Raw genomic sequence first — 19,957 nt, forward strand, 5'->3', positions numbered from 1 at the left:
GGCGCGATCCATGGCAAGTGAAATTCTGATTGTCGATGATGAGGCCGATATTCGGGATCTCGTTGCGGGCATTCTCGAAGACGAGGGGTTCGTGACCCGGACCGCACGCGACAGCGATACGGCATTGGCCGAGATCGCCAACCGGCGGCCGCATCTGGTGTTTCTCGACATCTGGCTGCAAGGCTCCAAGCTCGACGGCTTGCAGCTGCTGGAGCAGGTCAAGAAGGATAATGCCGATCTGCCCGTCGTGATGATCTCCGGCCACGGCAACATCGAGACCGCGGTCGCCGCGATCAAGCGCGGCGCCTACGACTTCATCGAGAAGCCGTTCAAGGCCGACCGGCTGATCCTGGTCGCGACCAGAGCGCTCGAGAACTCGCGACTCAAGCGCGAGGTCAAGGAGCTGAAGCAGCTCGCGCCGAGCGCCAGTCAGCTCGTCGGTCGTTCGCCGAGCATGAACCAGCTGCGCCAGACCATCGAGCGTGCGGCGAAGGCCAACAGCCGCATCCTGATCGTCGGCCCCGCCGGCGCCGGCAAGGAGTTGACCGCACGCACGCTGCATACGGCCTCGGGCCGTGCCGACGGTCCCTTCGTGGTGATCAACGCAGCGGCGATCACGCCCGAGCGCATGGAGCACGAGCTGTTCGGCATCGAGCAGTCCAATGGCGAGCAGGCGCGAAAGCCCGGTGCGCTCGAGGAAGCCCATGGCGGCACGCTGTTCATCGACGAAATCGCCGACATGCCGCGCGAGACCCAGAACAAGATCTTGCGCGTGCTGGTGGAGCAGTCGTTCCAGCGCGTCGGCGGTACCGCCAGGGTGCAGGTCGACGTGCGCATCATCTCCTCGACCGCGCGCAACCTGGAAGAGGAGATCGCGGCCGGCCGTTTCCGCGAGGACCTCTATCACCGGCTCTCGGTGGTGCCGATCCGCGTGCCCGCGCTGTCGGAGCGGCGCGAGGACATTCCGGAATTGATCGACTATTTCATGGAACAGATTTCCGCCGGCAGCGGCCTTCCCAAGCGCCAGATCGGGCAGGACGCGATGGCGGTGCTGCAATCCCATGTTTGGCCCGGCAATGTGCGTCAGCTCCGCAACAACGTCGAGAGGGTGATGATTCTCGCGGCAGGCGGGCCGGAGGTCATCATCACGGCCGACATGTTGCCGCAGGACGTCGGCTCCATGGTGCCGGCGATGCCGACCAGCAACAATGGCGAGCACATCATGGGCTTGCCGCTGCGTGAGGCGCGCGAAGTGTTCGAGCGCGACTATTTAATTGCGCAGATCAGCCGTTTCTCAGGAAATATTTCCCGTACGGCAGAGTTCGTTGGCATGGAACGCTCGGCGCTGCATCGGAAGCTGAAAGCGCTCGGTGTCGGCTAGCGCGGTTTCGAGCGGAGTGGAGACCGGTTCGCGTCAAGAAAGCGCGTCAAAACAACAATCTAGCCCGCGACCTTGCGGCCAGGCGTCAGGAGTAAGCGAGTAAGATCATCGATTTCCGTAGTTTGCCGGGACAATCGGGCGTGGCCTGCCGCGTGAAGCGGCTTGCCTAATATCCCGACCTGTCCTCTAATCGAACCGCTGTTCCTTCCGAGGGGGATCTCATGAGGGACAGCAACCGGGAGAGGCCCCGAACGTCACAAGAGGGCCGAAACCGGCGCAATAAAAAGAAACTCAAAGCGAGAAAAAAACAATGGCGGCAGACCGCGCACAAAACCTACAGGACACATTCCTTAATCACGTTCGCAAAACCAAGACGCCACTGACGATCTTTCTGGTCAACGGAGTGAAGCTCCAGGGCATCGTGACCTGGTTCGACAATTTCTGTTTGCTGCTGCGGCGCGACGGTCACTCGCAGCTGGTCTACAAGCATGCGATCTCGACCATCATGCCGGGCGCACCCATCCAGTTGTTCGAAGGCGGCGAGGATCAGCCGGCTTGAGAGTGATCTGATTGGAACCCCGGAGTTTCGACGGGGATGCCGACCGTCCGCGGTCGGCAGGGGCCAATACGGGGCGGGTGCTGGTCATCGGCCCCTATTTGCGAGTGCGCGCGGGCAGTGCCGACGCGCAATCGGAAGGTCATGTCCAACGCGACGCCGAGGCCCGGCTTGATGAAGCCACGGGCCTCGCGCGTGCGATCGATCTCGTTGTTGCCGACGCCATCATCACGCCGATCAGCCAGATCCGGCCGGCGACCTATATCGGCAAGGGTAAGGTCGAGGAGATCGCCGGGCTGGTCAAGAGCCTTGATGTCGAGCTCGTGGTGATGGATTGCGCGCTGGCACCGATCCAGCAGCGCAATCTCGAAAAGGAGCTGCACGCCAAAGTGCTCGACCGCACCGGGCTCATTCTGGAAATCTTCGGCCGCCGTGCCAAGACCAGAGAAGGCTCGCTCCAGGTCGAGCTTGCGCACCTCAACTATCAGCGCTCGCGCCTGGTGCGCTCCTGGACCCATCTCGAACGCCAGCGCGGCGGCTTCGGCTTTATGGGCGGTCCGGGCGAGACGCAGATCGAGGCCGACCGCCGCCTGATCCAGGAGCGCATCTCCAAGCTGGAGAGCGAACTGAAGAAGGTGCAGGCGACGCGACGTCTGCATCGCGCCGGCCGCCAACGCGTGCCGTACCGCGTCGTCGCGCTGGTCGGCTACACCAATGCCGGCAAGTCGACGCTGTTCAACCGCCTGACCCGCGCGGACGTGCAGGCGGCCGACATGCTGTTTGCGACGCTCGATCCCACCTTGCGCGCGCTCAACCTGCCGCATGGCGGCAAGGCGATGCTGTCGGACACTGTCGGCTTCATCTCCAATCTGCCGACCCAGCTCGTCGCCGCCTTCCGCGCCACGCTGGAGGAGGTGCTGGAGGCCGACGTCATCCTGCATGTCCGCGACATCTCGCATGAAGACGCCGAGGCGCAGCAGAGCGACGTCGATGCCGTTCTACGTCAGCTCGGCATCAACCCCGATGACAGTGGCCGCATTATCGAAGTCTGGAACAAGATCGATCGGTACGATGCCGAGCAACGCGAAGAGCTCCTGAACATCGCCGCGCGCAGGCCGGAGGATCATCCGGCGATGCTGGTTTCAGCCGTGACAGGCGAGGGGGTCGACGCACTGCTCGCCGCGATCGAGGAACGCCTCGCCGCCAAACGCACCACGCTCGATCTCTCCATCGACGCCTCGGACGGTGCCGGCATCAGCTGGCTGCACCGCAATGCCGAGGTCCTGTCGAAGGAGCTGCACGACGGCCGCTTCGACATGACCGTACGGGTGGACGAGACCAAGCGGGACATCGTGGTGTCCAGGTTCGACGCCGTGCCGCACCACGCTACATAGCCGCTGTCGTCCCGGCGAACGCCGGGACGGCAGCGGAGCTAGCGGCGCACGTCCTTGCCTCCCTCTGAGGCCAGCTTCTCCTTACCCTTCGCCGCATTCCACAGCGCGTCCATCTCCGCCAGCGACGCCTGCTCAAGCGTCCGACCCTGCGCCTCCAGCGTCCGCTCGATATAGGCGAAGCGCCGCTCGAATTTCGCATTGGTCACGCGTAGTGCGCTTTCCGGATCGGCGCCGACATGGCGGGCGAGGTTAACGAGGGCGAACATCAGGTCGCCGGTCTCTTCCGCAATCTCCCGCTTGTCGTTGCGGTCCAATGCCGCTTCGATCTCATCGGCCTCCTCGCGGATCTTTTGCAACACTGCGCGTGGGTCGTTCCAGTCGAAGCCGACGGTGGAGGCCTTCCGCTGCAGCTCCATGGCCCGGATGAGCGCGGGCTGGCCGGCCTTCACGCCTGACAGCAGGGATTTGTGCGTCGGCGAGTCCTCCGGCGGCCGGCGCGCGGCGCGCTCGGCCTTCTCCTCGGCCTTGATGCGGTCCCAGACCTCCTTGACATGGGAGGAGGCGAGATTGCCGTCCTTATCGGCGAAGACATGGGGATGGCGGCGGATCATCTTGCGGGTGATGGCTTCGACGACGTCACCAAAATCGAACGCGTTCTGCTCCGAGGCCATCTGGGCGTGATACACGACCTGGAGCAGGAGATCGCCGAGCTCCTCGCGCAGATCGTCGAGATCGCCGCGGGCGATGGCGTCCACCACCTCATAGGCTTCCTCGACCGTATAGGGCGCGATCGTCGCAAAATCCTGCTCGAGGTCCCAAGGGCAGCCGGTCACCGGCGTGCGCAACGCCGCCATGATCTCGATCAGGCGGGAAATGTCGCGGGAAGGGGTCATTGCGGGGCGGTCTCCTAGGTCCAGAGCCTTATGCCAAAGGCGGGCCGCCGATCCCAGTGCAAGCAGGCGGAACAGGCCGATTTCCACCGATTGGCGGGCACCTCACGCAATGCTAAAGCGCGGGGTATGAGTGACGCATTTTCCTCCGAAACCGCGCTGGTGCTGTTCTCCGGCGGCCAGGATTCCACCACCTGCCTCGCCTGGGCCTTGAGCCGCTTCGCCCGCGTCGAGACACTGGGGTTCGAATACGGCCAGCGCCACGCCATCGAGCTCGCCTGCCGCGACCGCCTGCTCGACGGCATCAAGGGCCTGCGCGCGGAATGGGCCGCAAAGATTGGCGAGAGCCACACGCTATCGATCCCGACGCTTGCGGCCGTCTCCGAGACGGCGCTGACGCGCGACGTCGCGATCGCGATGGGGGCCGATGGCCTGCCCAACACTTTCGTGCCGGGCCGCAACCTCGTCTTCCTGACCTTCGCCGCGGCGCTGGCCTATCGACGCGGGATCAGCCACATCGTCGGCGGCATGTGCGAGACCGACTATTCCGGCTATCCGGATTGCCGCGACGAGACCATCCGCGCCACGCAGGCCGCGCTCTCGCTCGGCATGGCGCGCAAGTTCGAGCTGCATACGCCCTTGATGTGGATCGACAAGGCCGCGACCTGGAAGCTCGCGCGTGATCTTGGCGGCGACGGCCTCGTCGATCTCATCCGCGAGCACTCCCACACGTGCTATCTCGGCGAACGCGGCGCGCAGCACGATTGGGGCTATGGCTGCGGCGAGTGCCCGGCGTGCAGCCTGCGCGCAAAGGGATGGGCGGAGTATGTGGCAGGGCGCAAATAGCGCTCAGATCTTCGCTGTCATTCCCCGCGAAGGCGGGGAATCCAGTACGCCGCAGGTTCTCCGTATCTCACAGACGTCTCTGGAATATCACCCGCCTTCGCGGGTGATGACAGCTGTGTTTGGGGAAACGGAGCACGCACCACGCACGGAAGATTACCCCGCAAAATCCTCCGGCCGCAGCTCGATCGGCTTGCCGTGTGGCGTGCGATCGGCGGCGTGGTCCCAGGCATCGCGGTAGCGGTGCAGGGTTGCCATGGATGCGACGCCCTTGCGCGCAACCAATCCTTCGAGCGTGGCGAGCCAGTGCAGGTAGTAGGTCTCACCCGTGTCGGGATCGCCGGCTGCTTGCGCGCGCTTGATCTCGTCGGCGAGCGCGGCGGCCCATTCGGGCCAGGTGAACACGCCGCGCTCGTGCAAGGTCAGCGCCATGGCAAAGGCATGCGCCTCCCATGGCGCCCGGAACACCGGGCCATCGTCATCGCGGGGGATGCTCGGGATGGCCGCGGTGGCGGCCGCAGCAAGCGTCGTGCTCATCACGCCGGGTCCAGATAGGGCTCGAACGCGTCGATCGAGACTTTTGTGGTCGGATCGCCATCGGGACCCCAGAGTTCGCTGCCCTCGAACACCACGGTGTAGAGCCATTGTGGATGTTCGCCGAGCTCCATCGCCGCCGTGTCAGGAAACACGTGGCAGCCATGGTTCAGCTCGACGACACCGACATGGCCGCGCACATAGCGCGGCAGCCTGGTGTGTGTAGCCGGATGGATGTTCTTGGCGCGCACACGTTCGCCGATCTCGAACTTCGCAGGCTGCGGGGCAGGGCGGTCGAACTTGCCGCGCACCATCACGCGCTCGACGTTGGCAAGGTCGAACTTGCCGTGCTTGAGCGCCTTGGCCGGCTGGATCGCGCGCCCGGCGGCGACCTCCTCCCGGGTGAGGTAGCCCTTCTCGATCAGCATCTCCTCGAGCCCGAGGAACCACTTTTTGTAATAGGAGCTCGACAGATAGACGTGCGGCGGCAGGGTCTCGCGGTAGAAGCGCGACGTGTCGATGTTGAAAGCGCCGGCCGCGCCCATCGCGCGCACCATGGCAAGGACACGCGCTTCCCAATCCGCGTGGAACATCGGTTCATTGGCTTCGGGCTCGACCTTGCCGAACCCGTCCATGCCGCCCATGTCGTGCACGCCGTTCATGCCGGCTCTCCCGGCTTCCGCGGAAATCCGGTGCCGATCATGGAATCGCGGGTGACGAGCTCGGCGAGCTGCTCCTCGCTCCAGCCCTCTGTGCCCTCGGGCCGCATCGGCAGCACCAGGAAGCGCGTCTCGGCGGTCGAATCCCACACCCGGATTTCCGTGTCCTTGGGCAATGCGACGTCGAAATCGGCGAGCACGCCGCGCGGGTCCTTTACGGCGCGGGAGCGGTAGGGCGCAGCCTTGTACCAGACCGGCGGCAGTCCCAGCATTTCCCAAGGGTAGCAGGAGCACAGAGTGCACACCACCATGTTGTGCCGCTCCTTGGTGTTCTCGACCACGACGAGATGGTCGCCGACGCGGCTCACATGGCCGAGCGTGCCGATCGCCTTGCTGCCGTCCTCCAGCAGCGCCTTCTTGAACGCCGGATCAGTCCAGGCCTTGGCAACGACGCGCGCGCCGTTGTGAGGGCCGATCCTTGTCTCGTACGCCTGGATAATGGCATCGAGCGCGGCCGGCTCGACATAGCCCTTTTCGGTCAGGATCGTCTCGAGCGCGCGCACGCGCAGCTCGGTCTCCGACAGCTCGGAATGATCGTGGTGATGGTCGTGATCGTGGCTCATGGCCGTAAAGATATCCGCAATGGCCCGGACCTGTCGAGTATTCCCTGCATCGTGATCGGGTCCCGTATTCGTGACGACATTTGTGCGCTAACATCGCCGAAAGCAGCCTGGAGATGATGGTGACGGACTACGTGAAGATCGAAAAGGGCCTTGGGCCTGAGGGCCGGATTGCTGTGGTCCGCTTCGACCGCGGCGACGGCATCAACGCGCTCTCGCCGGAGGCAATGCGGCAGCTGACCGCAGCGGCGCGCAGTTTCGAGGATGACGCCGCGACGTCGGTCGTGGTCTTGACCGGCAGCTCGGGCGCGTTCAGCGCCGGCTTCGACCTCAAGGATGCGGAGGGAGGTTCGCGCAAGGAGATGGATCTCGGCACGCTCCGGCGGCATCTCAAGCTCGGGCCGCGCCTGACGCGCGCCTGGCAGGAGATGGAGCAAATCACGATCGCGGCGATCGAGGGCTTTTGCGTCGGCGGCGGCGTGGCCCTCGCCGTCGCGCTCGACTTCCGCATCATGGGCCGCAACGCGCATTTGCGCGTACCGGAAATCGGGCTCGGCATGAACATGAGCTGGCAGAGCATCCCGCGTATGCTGCATCTGATCGGGCCGGCACGCACCAAGCAGGCGGTCATCTTGGCTGACCAGCGCATCAGCGCGGACGAGGCCTATGAATGGGGCTTGGTGGAGCAGGTGACCGACCCAGGCCATGCGTTCGATGCAGCCATGGAGCTTGCCCGGAAGGTCGCCGCGCAGCCGCCGCTCTCGGTGGCCATGACAAAGCTGACCGTCAACCGGCTTGCGTACGCGCTGGATGATCTCGCGAGCCACATGGATGTCGATCAGTTCGCGCTTGCAAGCCTGACCGAGGACCATAAGGAGGGCGTCGAGGCCTTCCTGGCCCGCCGCAAGCCACGCTTCAGGGGGCGGTAGATCAGGCGCGGCAGGAGGATGATCCCGTTGGGAGATGAATCTTCTTCGCACGTGACGGATTGGGAAAACTTCGTCCAACTCCTCGCAAATATCTGAAATTGCAAGAAAGACTGGAAACAGCGATTGTGCATGCTGCGGCGCAGCGCGCTTCACCCGGCCGGCATCGCAATTTCACCTCCGTCGCTCCATGCGACCTGATTCCCGTACGCCCGCGAGCGGCGCGGGCCAGCGAACCATTGTGCATGAAGGTCGTCTCCATGAACGCCCACCAATCGCTCGCGATCGGACAGCCGATCGAAACGTTTGACGCGATTTCACCTCCTGTGACTGAGCCGGACGCGATGGTCCGTTTCGAAGGCATCTCGAAAACCTATCCGGCCTATCGCGGCAAGCCCGGCGTCAACGCGCTGCACAATATCGACTTTGCAATTCCGCGCGGTTCCGTTGCCGGCGTGATCGGCCGCTCCGGCGCGGGCAAGTCCAGCCTGGTTCGGCTGATCAACGGGCTGGAGAAACCGACCACGGGCCGCGTGATTGTCGACGGCCGCGACATCTCGGCGCTGACTGGCCGAGCGCTGCGGTTGGCGCAGCGCTCGATCGGCATGATCTTCCAGCACTTCAACCTGTTGTCGTCGCGCACCGCTGCCGACAACATCGCGCTGCCGCTCGAGATCGCGGGCTGGGCCAAGGCCGACATCAAGGCCCGCGTCACTGAGCTGCTCGCGCTCGTCGGCATCGCGGACAAGCACGACCGCTATCCTTCGGAACTCTCCGGCGGCCAGAAACAGCGCGTCGGAATTGCCCGCGCGCTGGCGACGCGGCCGAGCGTGCTGCTGTCGGACGAGGCGACCTCCGCGCTCGACCCGCAGACCACGCGTGCGATCCTCGATCTGCTCGCGAACATCAACCGCGAGCTCGGCGTGACCATCGTGCTGATCACCCACGAAATGTCCGTGGTGCGCCAACTCGCCAAGGAGGTCGTCGTGCTCGACGCCGGACACGTGGTCGAGAGCGGCCATGTCGCCGACATCTTCACCCACCCGAAGCATCCCATCACACAGTCGTTCCTGGCGGAGGTCATCGGCGACAGCCTGCCAGTGTCGCTGGCGAGCCGGATCGTGCCTGGGCCATCGGCCGGCGGCCACGCCGTGATCCGCATCGAGGTGCGTGGGGCAGGGGCCGGCGAGACGCTGGTGGCGCGGCTCGCGCGCGAACTCGGCCGCGACGTGTCGCTGCTGTCGGCGCGCATCGACGAGATCGGCGGCCAGCATGTCGGCTCGCTCGTTCTCGGCATTCCTCTCGGTGTTTCCAGCGCCGCGGACGCGGTGACGCGGACGCTGGCCTTTCTCTCTCAACATCAATTCTCGGCGGAGCATCTCGGCTATGTCGCCTGAACTCGTCAACCTGATCATCCAGGCGACCTTCGAGAGTCTGTACATGGTCGGAATCGCCGCGCTGCTCGGCACCGCCTTCGGCCTGCCGCTCGGCGTCTTCCTCGCGACCAGCCGCAAAGGCGAGTTGTTCGCGGCCCCCATCGTCAATCGCGTGCTCGGCATCGTCGTCAACGCGACGCGTTCCACGCCGTTCATCATCCTCGTCGTCGCCATCATCCCGTTCACGCGCCTGATTGCCGGCACCTCGATTGGATCGACCGCAGCGATCGTGCCACTGACGATTGCATCGACGCCGTTCATCGCGCGCCTGGTCGAAGCTGCGATCCGCGAGGTCGATGGCGGTCTGATCGAGACCGCATCCTCGTTCGGCGCTTCGCCGCTTCAGATCGTGCTCAAGGTGCTGATCCCCGAGGCGCTGCCTGGCCTGTTGCTGGCGCTGACGCTCGCCGTCGTGAGCTTGCTCGGTTACTCGGCCATGGTCGGCGCGGTCGGCGGCGGAGGGCTTGGCGATCTCGGCATCCGCTACGGCTACCAGCGCTTCATGCCGGAGATGATGCTCGCCGTCGTGGTCGTGCTGATCGCGCTGGTGCAGCTCGTCCAGAGCGCCGGGGATTTTCTGGCGCGCCGGGTCAACCGCCGCCTGCGGCATCGCTGAACCGGATCACGCGGCACGCCTCGCCCGCCGCAGCGTCTCCGAGCGCAGCTCGGCGAAGTGGCGCTTGTAGTCGAGCGAGAACTGGCTGAAGTGCCAGAATCCGTGCTGCACGGCGACGTCGTAAATGGATGTGCCAGCGCCGCCGGCGCGTTTCAGATCGCGCCGTACCCGGTTCAGCCGCATCGCCCGCCAATAGTGCATCGGGCTCGTGCCCAAAACAGCCTGGAAGCAATAGCCGAGCTTGCGCGGACTGGCGCCGGCCGCCTTGCAGACCTCCAGCAGCGACAGCGAATGGTCACCGTTGCCGTGCATCAGCTCGCGGGCGCGATCGACGGTACGCTTGCGCGCGTCCGCGCTGCGGCCGGCATCGATGGGGCGTGCGGTCGGCAGCATGTCCATGATCTCGACGAGGAGGGCGTCTTCGAGCGCCTGCCGGAGGGCCGGGTCTTCGAACCGTTCGGGCGCGGTCGCGATGGCCTCGTGAATGGCCTCAAGATGGGCTCGCAATGGTGCGACCGGCGCCTGCGCCATCTCGATCACCCGCAATTGGTGCCAGACCGTGCGCGGCAGATCGATCTCGAGCCGGGCGGCGAGATCCCGGATCAGCGCTGCACTGGCGACGACACCGCGCAGCTCGAATGACTTCGGCGTGCACATATCGACCTCGGCGTCGACGCAGGCAATGACCCGGGTGCCTGCAACGCTGGCGCCGTTGCAATTGACCTCGCTGTCACCGCGCCAGGGGAGACCGATGCCAAAGCTGTCGGCGCCAAGCTGACCGTATTGGCGGACCTGCTGGCTGGTGATTTCGCGGAACACCTCGACACGGGGCAGAGAGAGCTGGGTGAAGCTGCCTCGAAACGCGCCGGCGCTGATCTGGTCGTAACGCAGCCGCCAGCGGCCGAGCGCGGCACAGTGCTCGTCAACGTCCGTACTGCTCGCCTCAAGCAGGCCGGCAACCGAGTCCTATACTGGAGGAGTTGCGCTCAAGACCATGATAATGCGTCGGAATTGTTTCGCCAAAGCAAGCAATAAGTGCGCCAAGCCTGGCACGGCCCACGACGGAGTCCAGCAAAATATTGCCGGATCTCGATAACGGCCGATAGCGCCGCGGTGCAGGCTTGCTTCCAGCCGTTCCGGCATCGCAGTCGGGATGGCCCTTGCGGAGGATCGAGATGCGACCGACCGACGTCATGCGCGGCAGTCCACCCGCGCCCGAGGCCCAGGTGACGCGCGCCAATTGGCGCAGCTATCCCGCGATACGCTGGGGCTTTACCCACACCCGGGAAGTGCTGCCGACCGCAGAGGTCCGCCGCTCGGCGCATCCGACGCCGATGCAAAAGGCGCCGCGCGAATTGTCTCAGCTCGGCTTCAAGGGGCCGGACGGCCAGCCGACGACGATCTCGGCCACGCTGCGTGAGACCTTTGGCGATGCACTGCTGGTCATGCATCGGGGCACGCTGATCCACGAATGGTATGGCGACGGCATGAGCGCGACAACGCCGCATCTGATCTGCTCGATCAGCAAGTCGATTGCCGGCACGCTCGGCGGCGTGCTGTCCGCGCGCGGGCTGCTCGATCCGGAGGCGAGGGTGGTGCGTTACGTGCCGGAGTTGGAGAATTCCGTCTACGGCAGCTGCACGGTCCGCAACGTGCTCGACATGGCCGTCGCCATCAAGTTCGATGAAGATTACGAGGACCCTGCCGGCGACGTCGCGCGCTACCGCTTCGCCTCGGGCTGGGATGTGCCGCCCCCAGGCGTCGAGCCGAGCCATCAGCGCGCCTATCTCGCCACGCTGCGCGGCACCGGCAAGCCGCACGGCAAGGTGTTCCACTATGTCTCGACCAACACGGAAGTTCTCGGCTGGGTGTATGAGCGCGCCTGTGGCATGCCTTACCCACGCATCCTCTCCGAATATCTCTGGCAGCCGATGGGCGCGGAGGAGGACGGTTCCCTGACGCTCGACAGCCACGGCATGGGCCGCATCGCTGGCGGTCTGTCCGTCACTGCCTGCGATCTCATCCGCTTCGGCGAGATGATCCGCTGCCGCGGCGTGGTCGAGGGACGGCAGGTGGTGCCGGGCTGGTGGATCGACGACATCCACGAGAATGGCGATGCCAAGGCCTGGGCCGAGGGCGACCTCGCCGATATCTTCCCGGGCGCGCGCTACCGCAGCAAATGGTACACGATCGATCCCTCGCGGTACGATCTCGCCGCAATCGGCATCCACGGCCAGTGGCTCTACATCGACGCGGCTTCCGACACCGTGATCGTCAAGCTCGCGACGCAGCCGAAGGCGATGGACGTTCCGCTTGACCATCGCTGGCTCGCCGCCTTCCGCGCCATCACCGCACATCTCGCCCCGCACTGACTTCTGGACATCATCATGCTCGACCACGCCAAAGCCCGATCGCCCGCCCAGGCCGCCAACGCGCATGCGCTCGATCCTCTGACGACTGAAGAGATCACGGCGGCCTGCACGCTGGTACGTGCGGCCGCAACCTCGCCGGAGAACTGCCGCTTCCCAACGGTACGGCTGGAAGAGCCGACCAAGCAGGAGCTGGCCGCGGGCGGAGCAGGGCGCCGTGCCTTCGTGCTGACACTTGACATCACCACCGGCGAGGCCATCGAGCACGTCGTCGATCTTGGCCGCGCCGAGATCGTCGATCGGAAGCTTCTCCCCAACCGCGACATGCCTTATGGGCAGCCGCCGGTGATGCTGGAAGAGTTCTTCAAGTGCGAGGCGGTGGTGAAGGCCGATCCCGGCTGGCGCGCTGCGATGCATCGGCGCGGGCTTACCGACAAGGACATAGAGCTGGTCCAGGTCGATCCGTTCTCCTCGGGCTTCTTCGACATGGAATTCGAACGCGGCGCGCGCATCGTACGGGCCGTCAGCTTTTTCCGCGAGCATCTGCAGGACAACGGTTATGCGCACCCGATCGAGGGCGTCGTCGCCGTCGTCGATCTGATCGGCGGCAAGGTCATCGATCTCACGGATGCAGATCCGATCGTACCGATCCCGCGCAAGAAGCGAAATTACGGCGCTCACGAGGTTACCAACCCGCGCACCGACATCAAGCCGCTGCATATCGAGCAGCCGGAGGGCGCGAGCTTCAAGGTCGATGGCTGGAAGGTCGACTGGCAGAAATGGAGCTTTCGCGTCGGCTTTACGCCGCGCGAGGGTCTGGTGCTGCATCAACTCGCCTACCAGGATGGCGCGCGCAAACGCTCGCTGATCCACCGCGCCAGCGTCACTGAGATGGTCGTGCCTTACGCCGATCCGACCGAAAACCATTTCTGGAAATCGGCGTTCGATGCCGGCGAATATGGCCTCGGCATGCTCGCGAACGCACTCGAACTTGGTTGCGACTGCCTCGGCAACATCCATTATTTTGACGTGCCGGCGGCCGACAACAAGGGCGAGCCCTTCGTCATGCAGAACGCCATCTGCATGCATGAAGAAGATTACGGAATCGCCTGGAAACACTATGAATTTCGCAACGGCCTGTTCGAGGTCCGCCGCTCGCGGCGCCTCGTGATCTCGTTCTTCGCGACGGTCGGCAATTACGACTACGGCTTCTATTGGTATCTCTACCAGGACGGTACGATCCAGCTAGAGACCAAGCTCACCGGCATCATCCAGACCGCTGCCGTGCCCTCAGGCGAAACCTACAAATGGGGTGGCATGGTCGACGACAATCTGGGCGGGCCGACGCACCAGCACTTCTTCAATGTGCGCCTGCACATGGATCTCGATGGCGGTGGCAACACCGTCACCGAGCACGAGTTCGTGCCGCGGCCATGGGGGCACGACAATCCCCATGGCAACGCTTTCACCACCACGACGCGCGTGCTGTCACGCGAGCGCGACGCGGCGGCGATCGCCAATGGCGAGACCGGCCGGTTCTGGAAGATCAGCAATCCGAATGAATCCAATTCGGTCGGTAGCGCGCCGGCCTACAAGCTCGTGGTCAATCCAAGCCCGCTGATGCTGGCGCAGGAGGGGAGCTATGTGCGCAAGCGCGGCGGCTTTGCCACCAGGCATGTCTGGGTGACTGCGTTCGATGCCGCCGAGAAATACGCCAGCGGCGACTATCCCAACGTTCACGCCGGCGGCGACGGCCTGCCGCGCTACGTCGCGCAGAACCGCAACATCGAGAATGCCGACATCGTGGTCTGGCACTCCTTCGGCCATACCCATATCTGCAAACCTGAGGACTTTCCGATCATGCCGGTCGAATATGCTGGCTTCATGCTCAAGCCGACCGGATTCTTCGCGGCCAATGCCGCCGGAGATATTCCACCGGACCGCAACAGCCGCAGCGTGCTGGCGGGCGAGAAGAGCGCCGCCGCAACCTGTTGTCATGCGGACCCGGGATAACGTTCGGCGGGTTATGCCTTCGGCTTCGGCTCGCCGCGCTGATCGCGCGATGCAGCCATCGCATGAGTCGCATTCCGAGCGGAGCGCCGAGTTCAGTCTAGAAATATTCCAATTCCAAATAAGCGACGTTGGGCGCATTGGTCGCAGAGTCTATTCCCCAGTCTCGATAAATTCTAACACCGCATCGCTCGCACTCTGGACCGGCCTGCGTTAGGGCGGGACATCAAAAATGATACCGGCGGGGCCGGCGGTGCGTGGGGTCTCAAGAGACGTGACTGACTTCCAACTCTCATCGCGTGACAACACGCGTCGTCTGCAGATTAAGTTGTTTTTCCTCGGGGCAGTCAGCACATTGTCCCTCGTCGTTCCCTTCGGTTCCGTGGAGGCGCAGACGCAAATTCCCGCAGTCACCGTGGAAGCGCCGGCGGAACGCGCCCGTCCGGCCGCGATTGCTTCGTCGCGAAGGGCGGCGGCAACTCGCACCGCACGCGCCAATCGTCGCACTCCCGCGCAGCAGGCCACCCCGACTCAGTCGGCATCGTCGAACGGCGCCACGGGCGAACGCGCCAATGGACCCGTGCGCGGTTTCGTCGCGACAAGGAGCGGCACCGCCACCAAGACCGATACGCCCTTGATCGAGACGCCACAGTCGGTATCCGTCATCACGACCGATCAGATCAGGAACCAGGGCGCAGTCTCGATCGGCGAGGCCCTGCGCTACACCGCCGGCGTGAGCGGCGACGTCAATGGGGGCTCGGACACCCGCTTCGGCGGACTCCAGATCCGCGGCTTCGACATGACCATGCCGGGCCTCTACATCGACGGCTTGCGGATTCCCTCCAGCAACTACGTCCATTTCAACGGCCTCGATCCCTATGGCGCCGAGCGCATCGAGGTGCTCAAGGGACCGTCCTCCGCGATGTATGGCGGCAGCGGCACCGGCGGCATCCTCAACTACGTGACCAAGCTGCCGACCGCACAGCAGTTCGGCGAGGTCTCGATTTCCGGCGGCAGTTTCAACCGCTATCAGGGCCAGTTCGACATGGGCGGCCCCGCCAACAAGGAAGGCACCGTGCTGTGGCGTCTCACCGGCGTGGTTCGCGACGGCGAGACGCAGGTCGACTTCAGCAAGGATAATCGCGTCTTCATCGCGCCCGCCGTCACCTTCAAGCCGAACGAGGACACCACCATCACCTTGCTCGCCAACTACCAGCGCGATCGAGCAGGGTGGGGTCTCCAGTTCCTGCCGGCCTCGGGTACGGTGTGGCCGAACAACGGCCGCACCATTCCGGTCTCGTTCTTCGCGGGCGTGCCGAGCTTCGATGCCTTCAACACCGAGATCGCGACCGCCGGCTACCAGCTGGCGCACAACTTCACCGACAACCTCACATTCCGCCAGAACCTGCGCTACGCCTATCAGCACAACGAGGAGAAAGTGTTTTACGGCGGTGGCTATACTAACGAGGCCGCGGGACAGCTCGCACGTTATGGCAGCTACAGCAACTCCTACATCAACTCCTTCGCGGTGGACAATCAGCTCCAGGGCAAGTTCACCACGGGCTTCCTCAGCCACACCACTCTGGTCGGGATCGACTACCGCAACACCACGTTCCGCGATACCGCGTATAGCGTCACGACGTCAGCCCCCGAGATCAACGTCTTCAATCCGGTCTACAGCTACGACTGGACCATCGGCGCCATGAGCGACAACACCGGGGTCAAGCAGTCGCAGGTCGGGCTTTACGCGCAGGATCAGATCAAGCTCGGCCGGCTCTCGTTCCAGCTTGGCGGCCGCCAGGATTTCGTGACGACGCAAGTCGATAACGGTCTCTCCAACACCTCGGTCGCGAAGGACGCGTCGGCCTTCACCGGCCGGGCCGCCGTGATGTACAATTTCGACAACGGCATCGCGCCCTATTTCAGCTATTCGGAATCCTTCCTGCCGTTGCTCGCGACCGGATTCGGCGGACGAATGCTCAATCCCGAGACCGGCGTCCAGTACGAGGTCGGCGTCAAGTACCAGCCGATCGGCTGGAACGCGCTGTTCACCTTCGCCGCCTTCGACCTGACGCGCGACAACCTTGCGGTGTACGTGCCTGCAGCCACCTTTTACGAACAAATCGGACAGGTGAAATCACGCGGCATTGAGCTCGAAGGCACGATGTCGCTTGCCGACGGCTGGAACCTGCGCGCGGCCTATGCCTATGTCGACGCCATGGTCACGCAGGATCCCGTGAACGTCGGCAAGGCGCCGGTCACCGTGCCGCTCAACCGCGCCTCGCTGTGGAGCGACTATACGCTCCAGAACGGCCCACTGGCGGGCTTGCAGTTCGGCGGCGGCATCCGCTACGTCGGCGCAACCTGGGGCGACGACGCCAATACGTTCAAGGTGGGAGCCTCGACCGTGCTGGATGCGTTGCTCGCTTACACCAAGGACAATTGGCGCCTGTCGCTGAACGTCACCAATCTGGCCGACACGCGCTATGTCGCTGCGTGCTACAGCCTGTCGGGCTGCTTCTATGCGGAAGGGCGCAAGGCCATCGGCAAGCTGACCTACCGTTGGTGAATTCGAACGCGAGACGGTCCGGCTCCGAGGCCCGACCGCTGGATGAGAGTGGAAGGCGATGAGAGCGGTATTCGGCAGGTTGCATCGTTGGGCGGGACTGCTCACGGCTGGGTTCCTGTTCTTCTCCGGCGTTACCGGCGCGATCATCTCGTGGGATCACGAGCTCGACGACGTCCTGAACAGCCATCTGTTCGACGTCAGCAGCAAGGGCCCGGCCATTCCATCGATCGAACTGGCCAAGATGATCGAACAGCGCGATCCCCGTGCACGCGTCGTTTACCTCTTCATGACACCGGAAGAGGACCACTCGCTGTGGTTCTTCGTCATGCCGCGGATCGACCCCGCGACCGGCAAGCGTTACCCGCTCGACTATAACCAGGTCTTCCTCGATCCCAACACCGGTGCCGAGCTTGGCCGCCGCTATTGGGGCGCGGTCTGGCCTGTCACGCGTGAGAACTTCGTCTCGTTCCTCTACAAGCTGCACTACACGATGCACATCCCGGAGTTCTGGGGCAGCGACCGCTGGGGCATGCGCGTGCTCGGCGTGATCGCCATCATCTGGACCATCGATTGCTTCGTCGGTTTCTACCTGACGCTGCCCTCACGCCGGCGCGCCAAGGCGGCGCGGGCGCCTGAGGTCGCGCGACAGCTCGAGCGCGGCTTCTGGGCGCGCTGGGCGCCGGCCTGGACCATCAAGACCTCGGGCAGCGCCTACCGGATCAATTTCGACATCCATCGTGCCTTCAGCCTGTGGACCTGGGGCGTGCTCTTTGTCATCGCCTTCACTGCGTTTTCGCTGAATCTCTATTTCGAGGTATTCTCGCCGCTGATGAAGATGGTGTCGAACTATACGCCGACGCCATATGAGCAACGGCCCTATCGCGATCTCGACAATCCCATCGAGCCCAAGGTCACCTTCGCCGATATCGCTGCGCGCGCGGCGGCGGACGGTAAGGCGCGCGGCTGGACGATCCCGGTCGGCTCGATCAATTACGGTCCGGCCCATGGCGTCTATGCCGCCGCCTTCTTCCATCCCGGGGACGACCACGGCGCCGGCGGCGTCGGCCCGGCGCAGCTCTATTACGACAGCGAGGACGGCCGCCCCATCGGCGAGCGGCTGCCCTGGGTCGGCACTGCCGCCGACATCTTCGTGCAGGCGCAGTTTCCGCTGCATTCGGGCCGTATCGTCGGGCTGTTCGGCCGTATTCTGATCTCGGTCATGGGGCTGGTGGTGGCGGCGCTCTCGGTGACCGGCGTCGTGATCTGGTGGCGCAAGCGCCGCGCCCGTGTTCGCGTGCGCGAGACCGCTGCGATGCGCCTGACCCGGCAGCAACTCACGCCGGCAGAGTAGGACTTCCGCATTCCACCGAGGGATGAACCTTCCCGCCCGGCATCGGCACAAAGATGGGAGATCGCTCTCCAGTCTTTCCGGAACTGCAATGAGATTGCTCGCCTTGCTCTGCCTGCTCGTCCTGGCCACGCCTGCCCGTGCTGCCGCGCCGGAGCAGAACTATCTCGGTCTGCGCGATCGCTACATCGCAAAGTTCTCGAAAGCCAAGGAGAGCGACGAGATCTACAAGCAGCACGATGCGGCCCTGAAGGAGCTGGCCGGCGTGCTGCGCGGCCTGGTCGGTCCAGTCGCGATCAAGGGGCTCCCGGCCGAGGGCAGGTCGAACGTCGATACGTTGTTCAAGAGCGACATTGGCTTCGGCCATCTCGACGGGCTCGCTTTCGCGTCCGAAGACGGCAAGACGCGGGCCGTGGTGACGACCACGGCCTTGCTCAAGCACTGGCTGCGCGAGCACCGCGATGACGGCGTGCCGCAGGAGAGCGGCGCGGCGATCAAGGCGGACCGCTTTTACTACCATGCGATCGAGGACGCCGCCTTCGCCAAATATGCCGAGCTGCCGGTCACAAAACCCGCACCCGCCGGCGCGGCAGCCGCCGTGCTCGGCCTGCGCGGCAATGGCGATCTCAAGGGCCCGCCGGACGAGATCGACGTCGTCGCCATAAAGGACGACAAGGTCTATTTCATCGTCACATCTGACGCCGTGAAGACGGCCGAGATCCCGGCCTGCCAGAAGGTCTGGAAGCAGATGATGGCCAGGAAGACCCCGCAGGACGCCATGGCCCGTGAAGATCAGGCGATGGACGCCTACACGAAGTGCTTCGCCAAGGAAGCACCAAGCCAGAGCTGGTACACGGCCGCCGTCAAGAAGGCGCAGAGCCAGCTGGATCTGCTGCCATTGCGCTAGGCGCCGCAGCCCGAGCGTCTGGCGAATCCTCCGCCTGGACCTTCACAGGCAAGGCGGCCGGCTCAGCCGCTGTGGGCGAGCCGGGCTGGCCCGGAACAATAGCTCGATGCTGCGCATCGCCCCGAAATGACTGTTGAGGGCCTCACACCTCGCCTTTGAACTTTCCCGACCGCTCGCGTCACTACTAGTCATAGCCGTGGTGGGAACCGAGGCTCCCTCCAGTGCTCGGCTTTGCGCAGGACACGCCAGTAACGGGAGAAATGGCCATGGGACGCGCGCCGCAACCACTGCCGCAATACACGCCGCCGGGCCCGGTGGAACAGATGCCGAATATGGCGATGCAACCGCAGTGCTCGCCGCTTGCCAAGGTTCACAGCGCCGCCGTCTTTCCCTACGTGGCCAATGAAGTCGCAACGTCCCGCACTGAGGTCGGCCATCTCGGTGTGGACGTCAGTCTGGTCCCGCCGACCGGCATCTGCCAGTATCTCGTCATCTGGGATTTCGGCGTCGACTGGCGGCATCTCAAGAACATTGCCAAGCGCGATGCGCTGTTGGCAGCGCAGCTCGTCCGCTTCGAGACCGACAAGTCGTTGCAGTTTCAGATCATCGGATACAGCGACAGCGCCGGGGGCGAACGGAACAACGTCTTCCTGCGCACGGGCCGGGCCAGGAACGTCTTTCACCTGTTCGGCCCAAGCGCCCGCTCGCGCGTCTTCTCCGTCAAGCCCGCTTCACACTACGAGTATCTGAAGGACAACACGACCGTGATGAACAGGGCCGCCAATCGCGCCGTGGTCGTCGAAATCTTCGCCGGCGGCGGGACGATCTAGCCACTTCCTACAGGACGGAGGCTCTCATTTTCGGGCCCGAGTTTCCCGTTGTCGGACCGGACGAGGACA

18 protein-coding genes are annotated in these 19,957 nt (G+C 64.4%); 13 read left to right on the plus strand and 5 right to left on the minus strand.

Annotated features, from left to right (window positions below; translation table 11 throughout):
• The first annotated feature begins 10 nt into the window (after positions 1–10).
• The 3 genes from ntrX (at position 11) to hflX (ending at position 3,331) form a co-directional block, all read left to right on the plus strand.
• Positions 11–1,381, plus strand: a complete 1,371-nt coding sequence (gene ntrX / locus EHH60_RS18790) for a nitrogen assimilation response regulator NtrX (RefSeq protein WP_124160932.1) — start codon at positions 11–13, stop codon at positions 1,379–1,381.
• 310 nt (positions 1,382–1,691) lie between these two features.
• Positions 1,692–1,940: an RNA chaperone Hfq gene (gene hfq, locus EHH60_RS18795; RefSeq protein ID WP_007591126.1), complete on the plus strand. Its 249-nt coding sequence runs from the start codon at positions 1,692–1,694 to the stop codon at positions 1,938–1,940.
• A gap of 11 nt (positions 1,941–1,951) precedes the next feature.
• Positions 1,952–3,331 carry a GTPase HflX gene (hflX, locus tag EHH60_RS18800; RefSeq protein ID WP_199751558.1) on the plus strand — a complete coding sequence of 460 codons (1,380 nt, stop codon included), beginning with the start codon at positions 1,952–1,954 and terminating at the stop codon, positions 3,329–3,331.
• A 38-nt stretch (positions 3,332–3,369) separates the two neighbouring features.
• On the opposite strand, the gene mazG is transcribed toward hflX, so the two are convergent.
• A complete protein-coding gene (mazG, locus tag EHH60_RS18805; RefSeq protein ID WP_124160933.1) occupies positions 3,370–4,224 on the minus strand; it encodes a nucleoside triphosphate pyrophosphohydrolase in 855 nt (284 codons plus the stop codon).
• Between the two features lie 126 nt (positions 4,225–4,350).
• Between mazG and queC the strand changes: the two genes are divergently transcribed.
• Positions 4,351–5,067 carry a 7-cyano-7-deazaguanine synthase QueC gene (gene queC, locus EHH60_RS18810; RefSeq protein ID WP_124160934.1) on the plus strand — a complete coding sequence of 239 codons (717 nt, stop codon included), beginning with the start codon at positions 4,351–4,353 and terminating at the stop codon, positions 5,065–5,067.
• 153 nt (positions 5,068–5,220) lie between these two features.
• Here queC and EHH60_RS18815 read toward each other — a convergent pair whose 3' ends face one another.
• The 3 genes from EHH60_RS18815 to nthA are packed head-to-tail and all read right to left on the minus strand — an operon-like array spanning position 5,221 to position 6,880.
• Positions 5,221–5,601, minus strand: a complete 381-nt coding sequence (locus EHH60_RS18815) for a nitrile hydratase accessory protein (protein ID WP_199751560.1) — start codon at positions 5,599–5,601, stop codon at positions 5,221–5,223.
• Positions 5,601–6,260 (minus strand): nitrile hydratase subunit beta, encoded by a 660-nt coding sequence (nthB, locus tag EHH60_RS18820; RefSeq protein ID WP_124160936.1) that lies wholly within the window; start codon positions 6,258–6,260, stop codon positions 5,601–5,603. Before nthB ends, EHH60_RS18815 begins: the two co-directional genes overlap by 1 nt.
• Entirely contained in the window at positions 6,257–6,880 is a 624-nt protein-coding gene (nthA, locus tag EHH60_RS18825) for a nitrile hydratase subunit alpha (RefSeq protein ID WP_124160937.1), read from the minus strand. The genes nthB and nthA overlap by 4 nt, the downstream gene beginning before the upstream one ends.
• 119 nt (positions 6,881–6,999) lie before the next feature.
• Here nthA and EHH60_RS18830 point away from each other — a divergent pair, with 119 nt between their 5' ends.
• The 3 genes from EHH60_RS18830 to EHH60_RS18840 all read left to right on the plus strand — a co-directional run bounded on the left by EHH60_RS18830 (position 7,000) and on the right by EHH60_RS18840 (position 9,855).
• Positions 7,000–7,806, plus strand: a complete 807-nt coding sequence (locus EHH60_RS18830; RefSeq protein WP_124160938.1) for an enoyl-CoA hydratase/isomerase family protein — start codon at positions 7,000–7,002, stop codon at positions 7,804–7,806.
• Between the two features lie 242 nt (positions 7,807–8,048).
• A complete protein-coding gene (locus tag EHH60_RS18835; protein WP_199751562.1) occupies positions 8,049–9,200 on the plus strand; it encodes a methionine ABC transporter ATP-binding protein in 1,152 nt (383 codons plus the stop codon).
• Positions 9,190–9,855: a methionine ABC transporter permease gene (locus tag EHH60_RS18840; RefSeq protein ID WP_124160939.1), complete on the plus strand. Its 666-nt coding sequence runs from the start codon at positions 9,190–9,192 to the stop codon at positions 9,853–9,855. The genes EHH60_RS18835 and EHH60_RS18840 overlap by 11 nt, the downstream gene beginning before the upstream one ends.
• Before the next feature lie 6 nt (positions 9,856–9,861).
• Here EHH60_RS18840 and EHH60_RS18845 read toward each other — a convergent pair whose 3' ends face one another.
• Positions 9,862–10,674 (minus strand): helix-turn-helix domain-containing protein, encoded by an 813-nt coding sequence (locus tag EHH60_RS18845; protein ID WP_502697412.1) that lies wholly within the window; start codon positions 10,672–10,674, stop codon positions 9,862–9,864.
• A 356-nt stretch (positions 10,675–11,030) separates the two neighbouring features.
• On the opposite strand from EHH60_RS18845, the gene EHH60_RS18850 reads away from it, so the two are divergent.
• The 6 genes from EHH60_RS18850 to EHH60_RS18875 all read left to right on the plus strand — a co-directional run bounded on the left by EHH60_RS18850 (position 11,031) and on the right by EHH60_RS18875 (position 19,888).
• A complete protein-coding gene (locus tag EHH60_RS18850; protein ID WP_124160941.1) occupies positions 11,031–12,227 on the plus strand; it encodes a serine hydrolase domain-containing protein in 1,197 nt (398 codons plus the stop codon).
• A gap of 15 nt (positions 12,228–12,242) precedes the next feature.
• Positions 12,243–14,237: a primary-amine oxidase gene (locus tag EHH60_RS18855; RefSeq protein WP_124160942.1), complete on the plus strand. Its 1,995-nt coding sequence runs from the start codon at positions 12,243–12,245 to the stop codon at positions 14,235–14,237.
• A gap of 577 nt (positions 14,238–14,814) precedes the next feature.
• A complete protein-coding gene (locus EHH60_RS18860; RefSeq protein ID WP_199751596.1) occupies positions 14,815–16,803 on the plus strand; it encodes a TonB-dependent siderophore receptor in 1,989 nt (662 codons plus the stop codon).
• A 58-nt stretch (positions 16,804–16,861) separates the two neighbouring features.
• Positions 16,862–18,154 (plus strand): siderophore utilization protein FsrB, encoded by a 1,293-nt coding sequence (gene fsrB, locus EHH60_RS18865; protein WP_124160943.1) that lies wholly within the window; start codon positions 16,862–16,864, stop codon positions 18,152–18,154.
• A gap of 88 nt (positions 18,155–18,242) precedes the next feature.
• The gene (locus EHH60_RS18870) at positions 18,243–19,058 is read left to right on the plus strand and encodes a hypothetical protein (RefSeq protein WP_124160944.1); all 816 of its coding nucleotides are present in this window, start codon (positions 18,243–18,245) and stop codon (positions 19,056–19,058) included.
• 266 nt (positions 19,059–19,324) lie between these two features.
• Entirely contained in the window at positions 19,325–19,888 is a 564-nt protein-coding gene (locus EHH60_RS18875) for an OmpA family protein (protein WP_124160945.1), read from the plus strand.
• Positions 19,889–19,957 lie beyond the last annotated feature (69 nt).

It is taken from the genome of Bradyrhizobium sp. RP6 (genome assembly GCF_003837805.1).
In the GTDB taxonomy this organism is placed as follows: domain Bacteria; phylum Pseudomonadota; class Alphaproteobacteria; order Rhizobiales; family Xanthobacteraceae; genus Bradyrhizobium.

Bases quoted from the DNA above. Each gene is read 5' to 3' on its own strand.
- EHH60_RS18840 (WP_124160939.1), top strand. From the start codon at position 9,190: ATGTCGCCTGAACTCGTCAACCTGATCATCCAGGCGACCTTCGAGAGT.
- hfq (WP_007591126.1), top strand. From the start codon at position 1,692: ATGGCGGCAGACCGCGCACAAAACCTACAGGACACATTCCTTAATCAC.
- EHH60_RS18875 (WP_124160945.1), top strand. From the start codon at position 19,325: ATGGGACGCGCGCCGCAACCACTGCCGCAATACACGCCGCCGGGCCCG.
- EHH60_RS18850 (WP_124160941.1), top strand. From the start codon at position 11,031: ATGCGACCGACCGACGTCATGCGCGGCAGTCCACCCGCGCCCGAGGCC.
- queC (WP_124160934.1), top strand. From the start codon at position 4,351: ATGAGTGACGCATTTTCCTCCGAAACCGCGCTGGTGCTGTTCTCCGGC.
- mazG (WP_124160933.1), bottom strand. From the start codon at position 4,224: ATGACCCCTTCCCGCGACATTTCCCGCCTGATCGAGATCATGGCGGCG.
- EHH60_RS18855 (WP_124160942.1), top strand. From the start codon at position 12,243: ATGCTCGACCACGCCAAAGCCCGATCGCCCGCCCAGGCCGCCAACGCG.
- fsrB (WP_124160943.1), top strand. From the start codon at position 16,862: ATGAGAGCGGTATTCGGCAGGTTGCATCGTTGGGCGGGACTGCTCACG.
- nthB (WP_124160936.1), bottom strand. From the start codon at position 6,260: ATGAACGGCGTGCACGACATGGGCGGCATGGACGGGTTCGGCAAGGTC.
- EHH60_RS18815 (WP_199751560.1), bottom strand. From the start codon at position 5,601: ATGAGCACGACGCTTGCTGCGGCCGCCACCGCGGCCATCCCGAGCATC.
- nthA (WP_124160937.1), bottom strand. From the start codon at position 6,880: ATGAGCCACGATCACGACCATCACCACGATCATTCCGAGCTGTCGGAG.
- EHH60_RS18870 (WP_124160944.1), top strand. From the start codon at position 18,243: ATGAGATTGCTCGCCTTGCTCTGCCTGCTCGTCCTGGCCACGCCTGCC.
- ntrX (WP_124160932.1), top strand. From the start codon at position 11: ATGGCAAGTGAAATTCTGATTGTCGATGATGAGGCCGATATTCGGGAT.
- EHH60_RS18835 (WP_199751562.1), top strand. From the start codon at position 8,049: ATGAAGGTCGTCTCCATGAACGCCCACCAATCGCTCGCGATCGGACAG.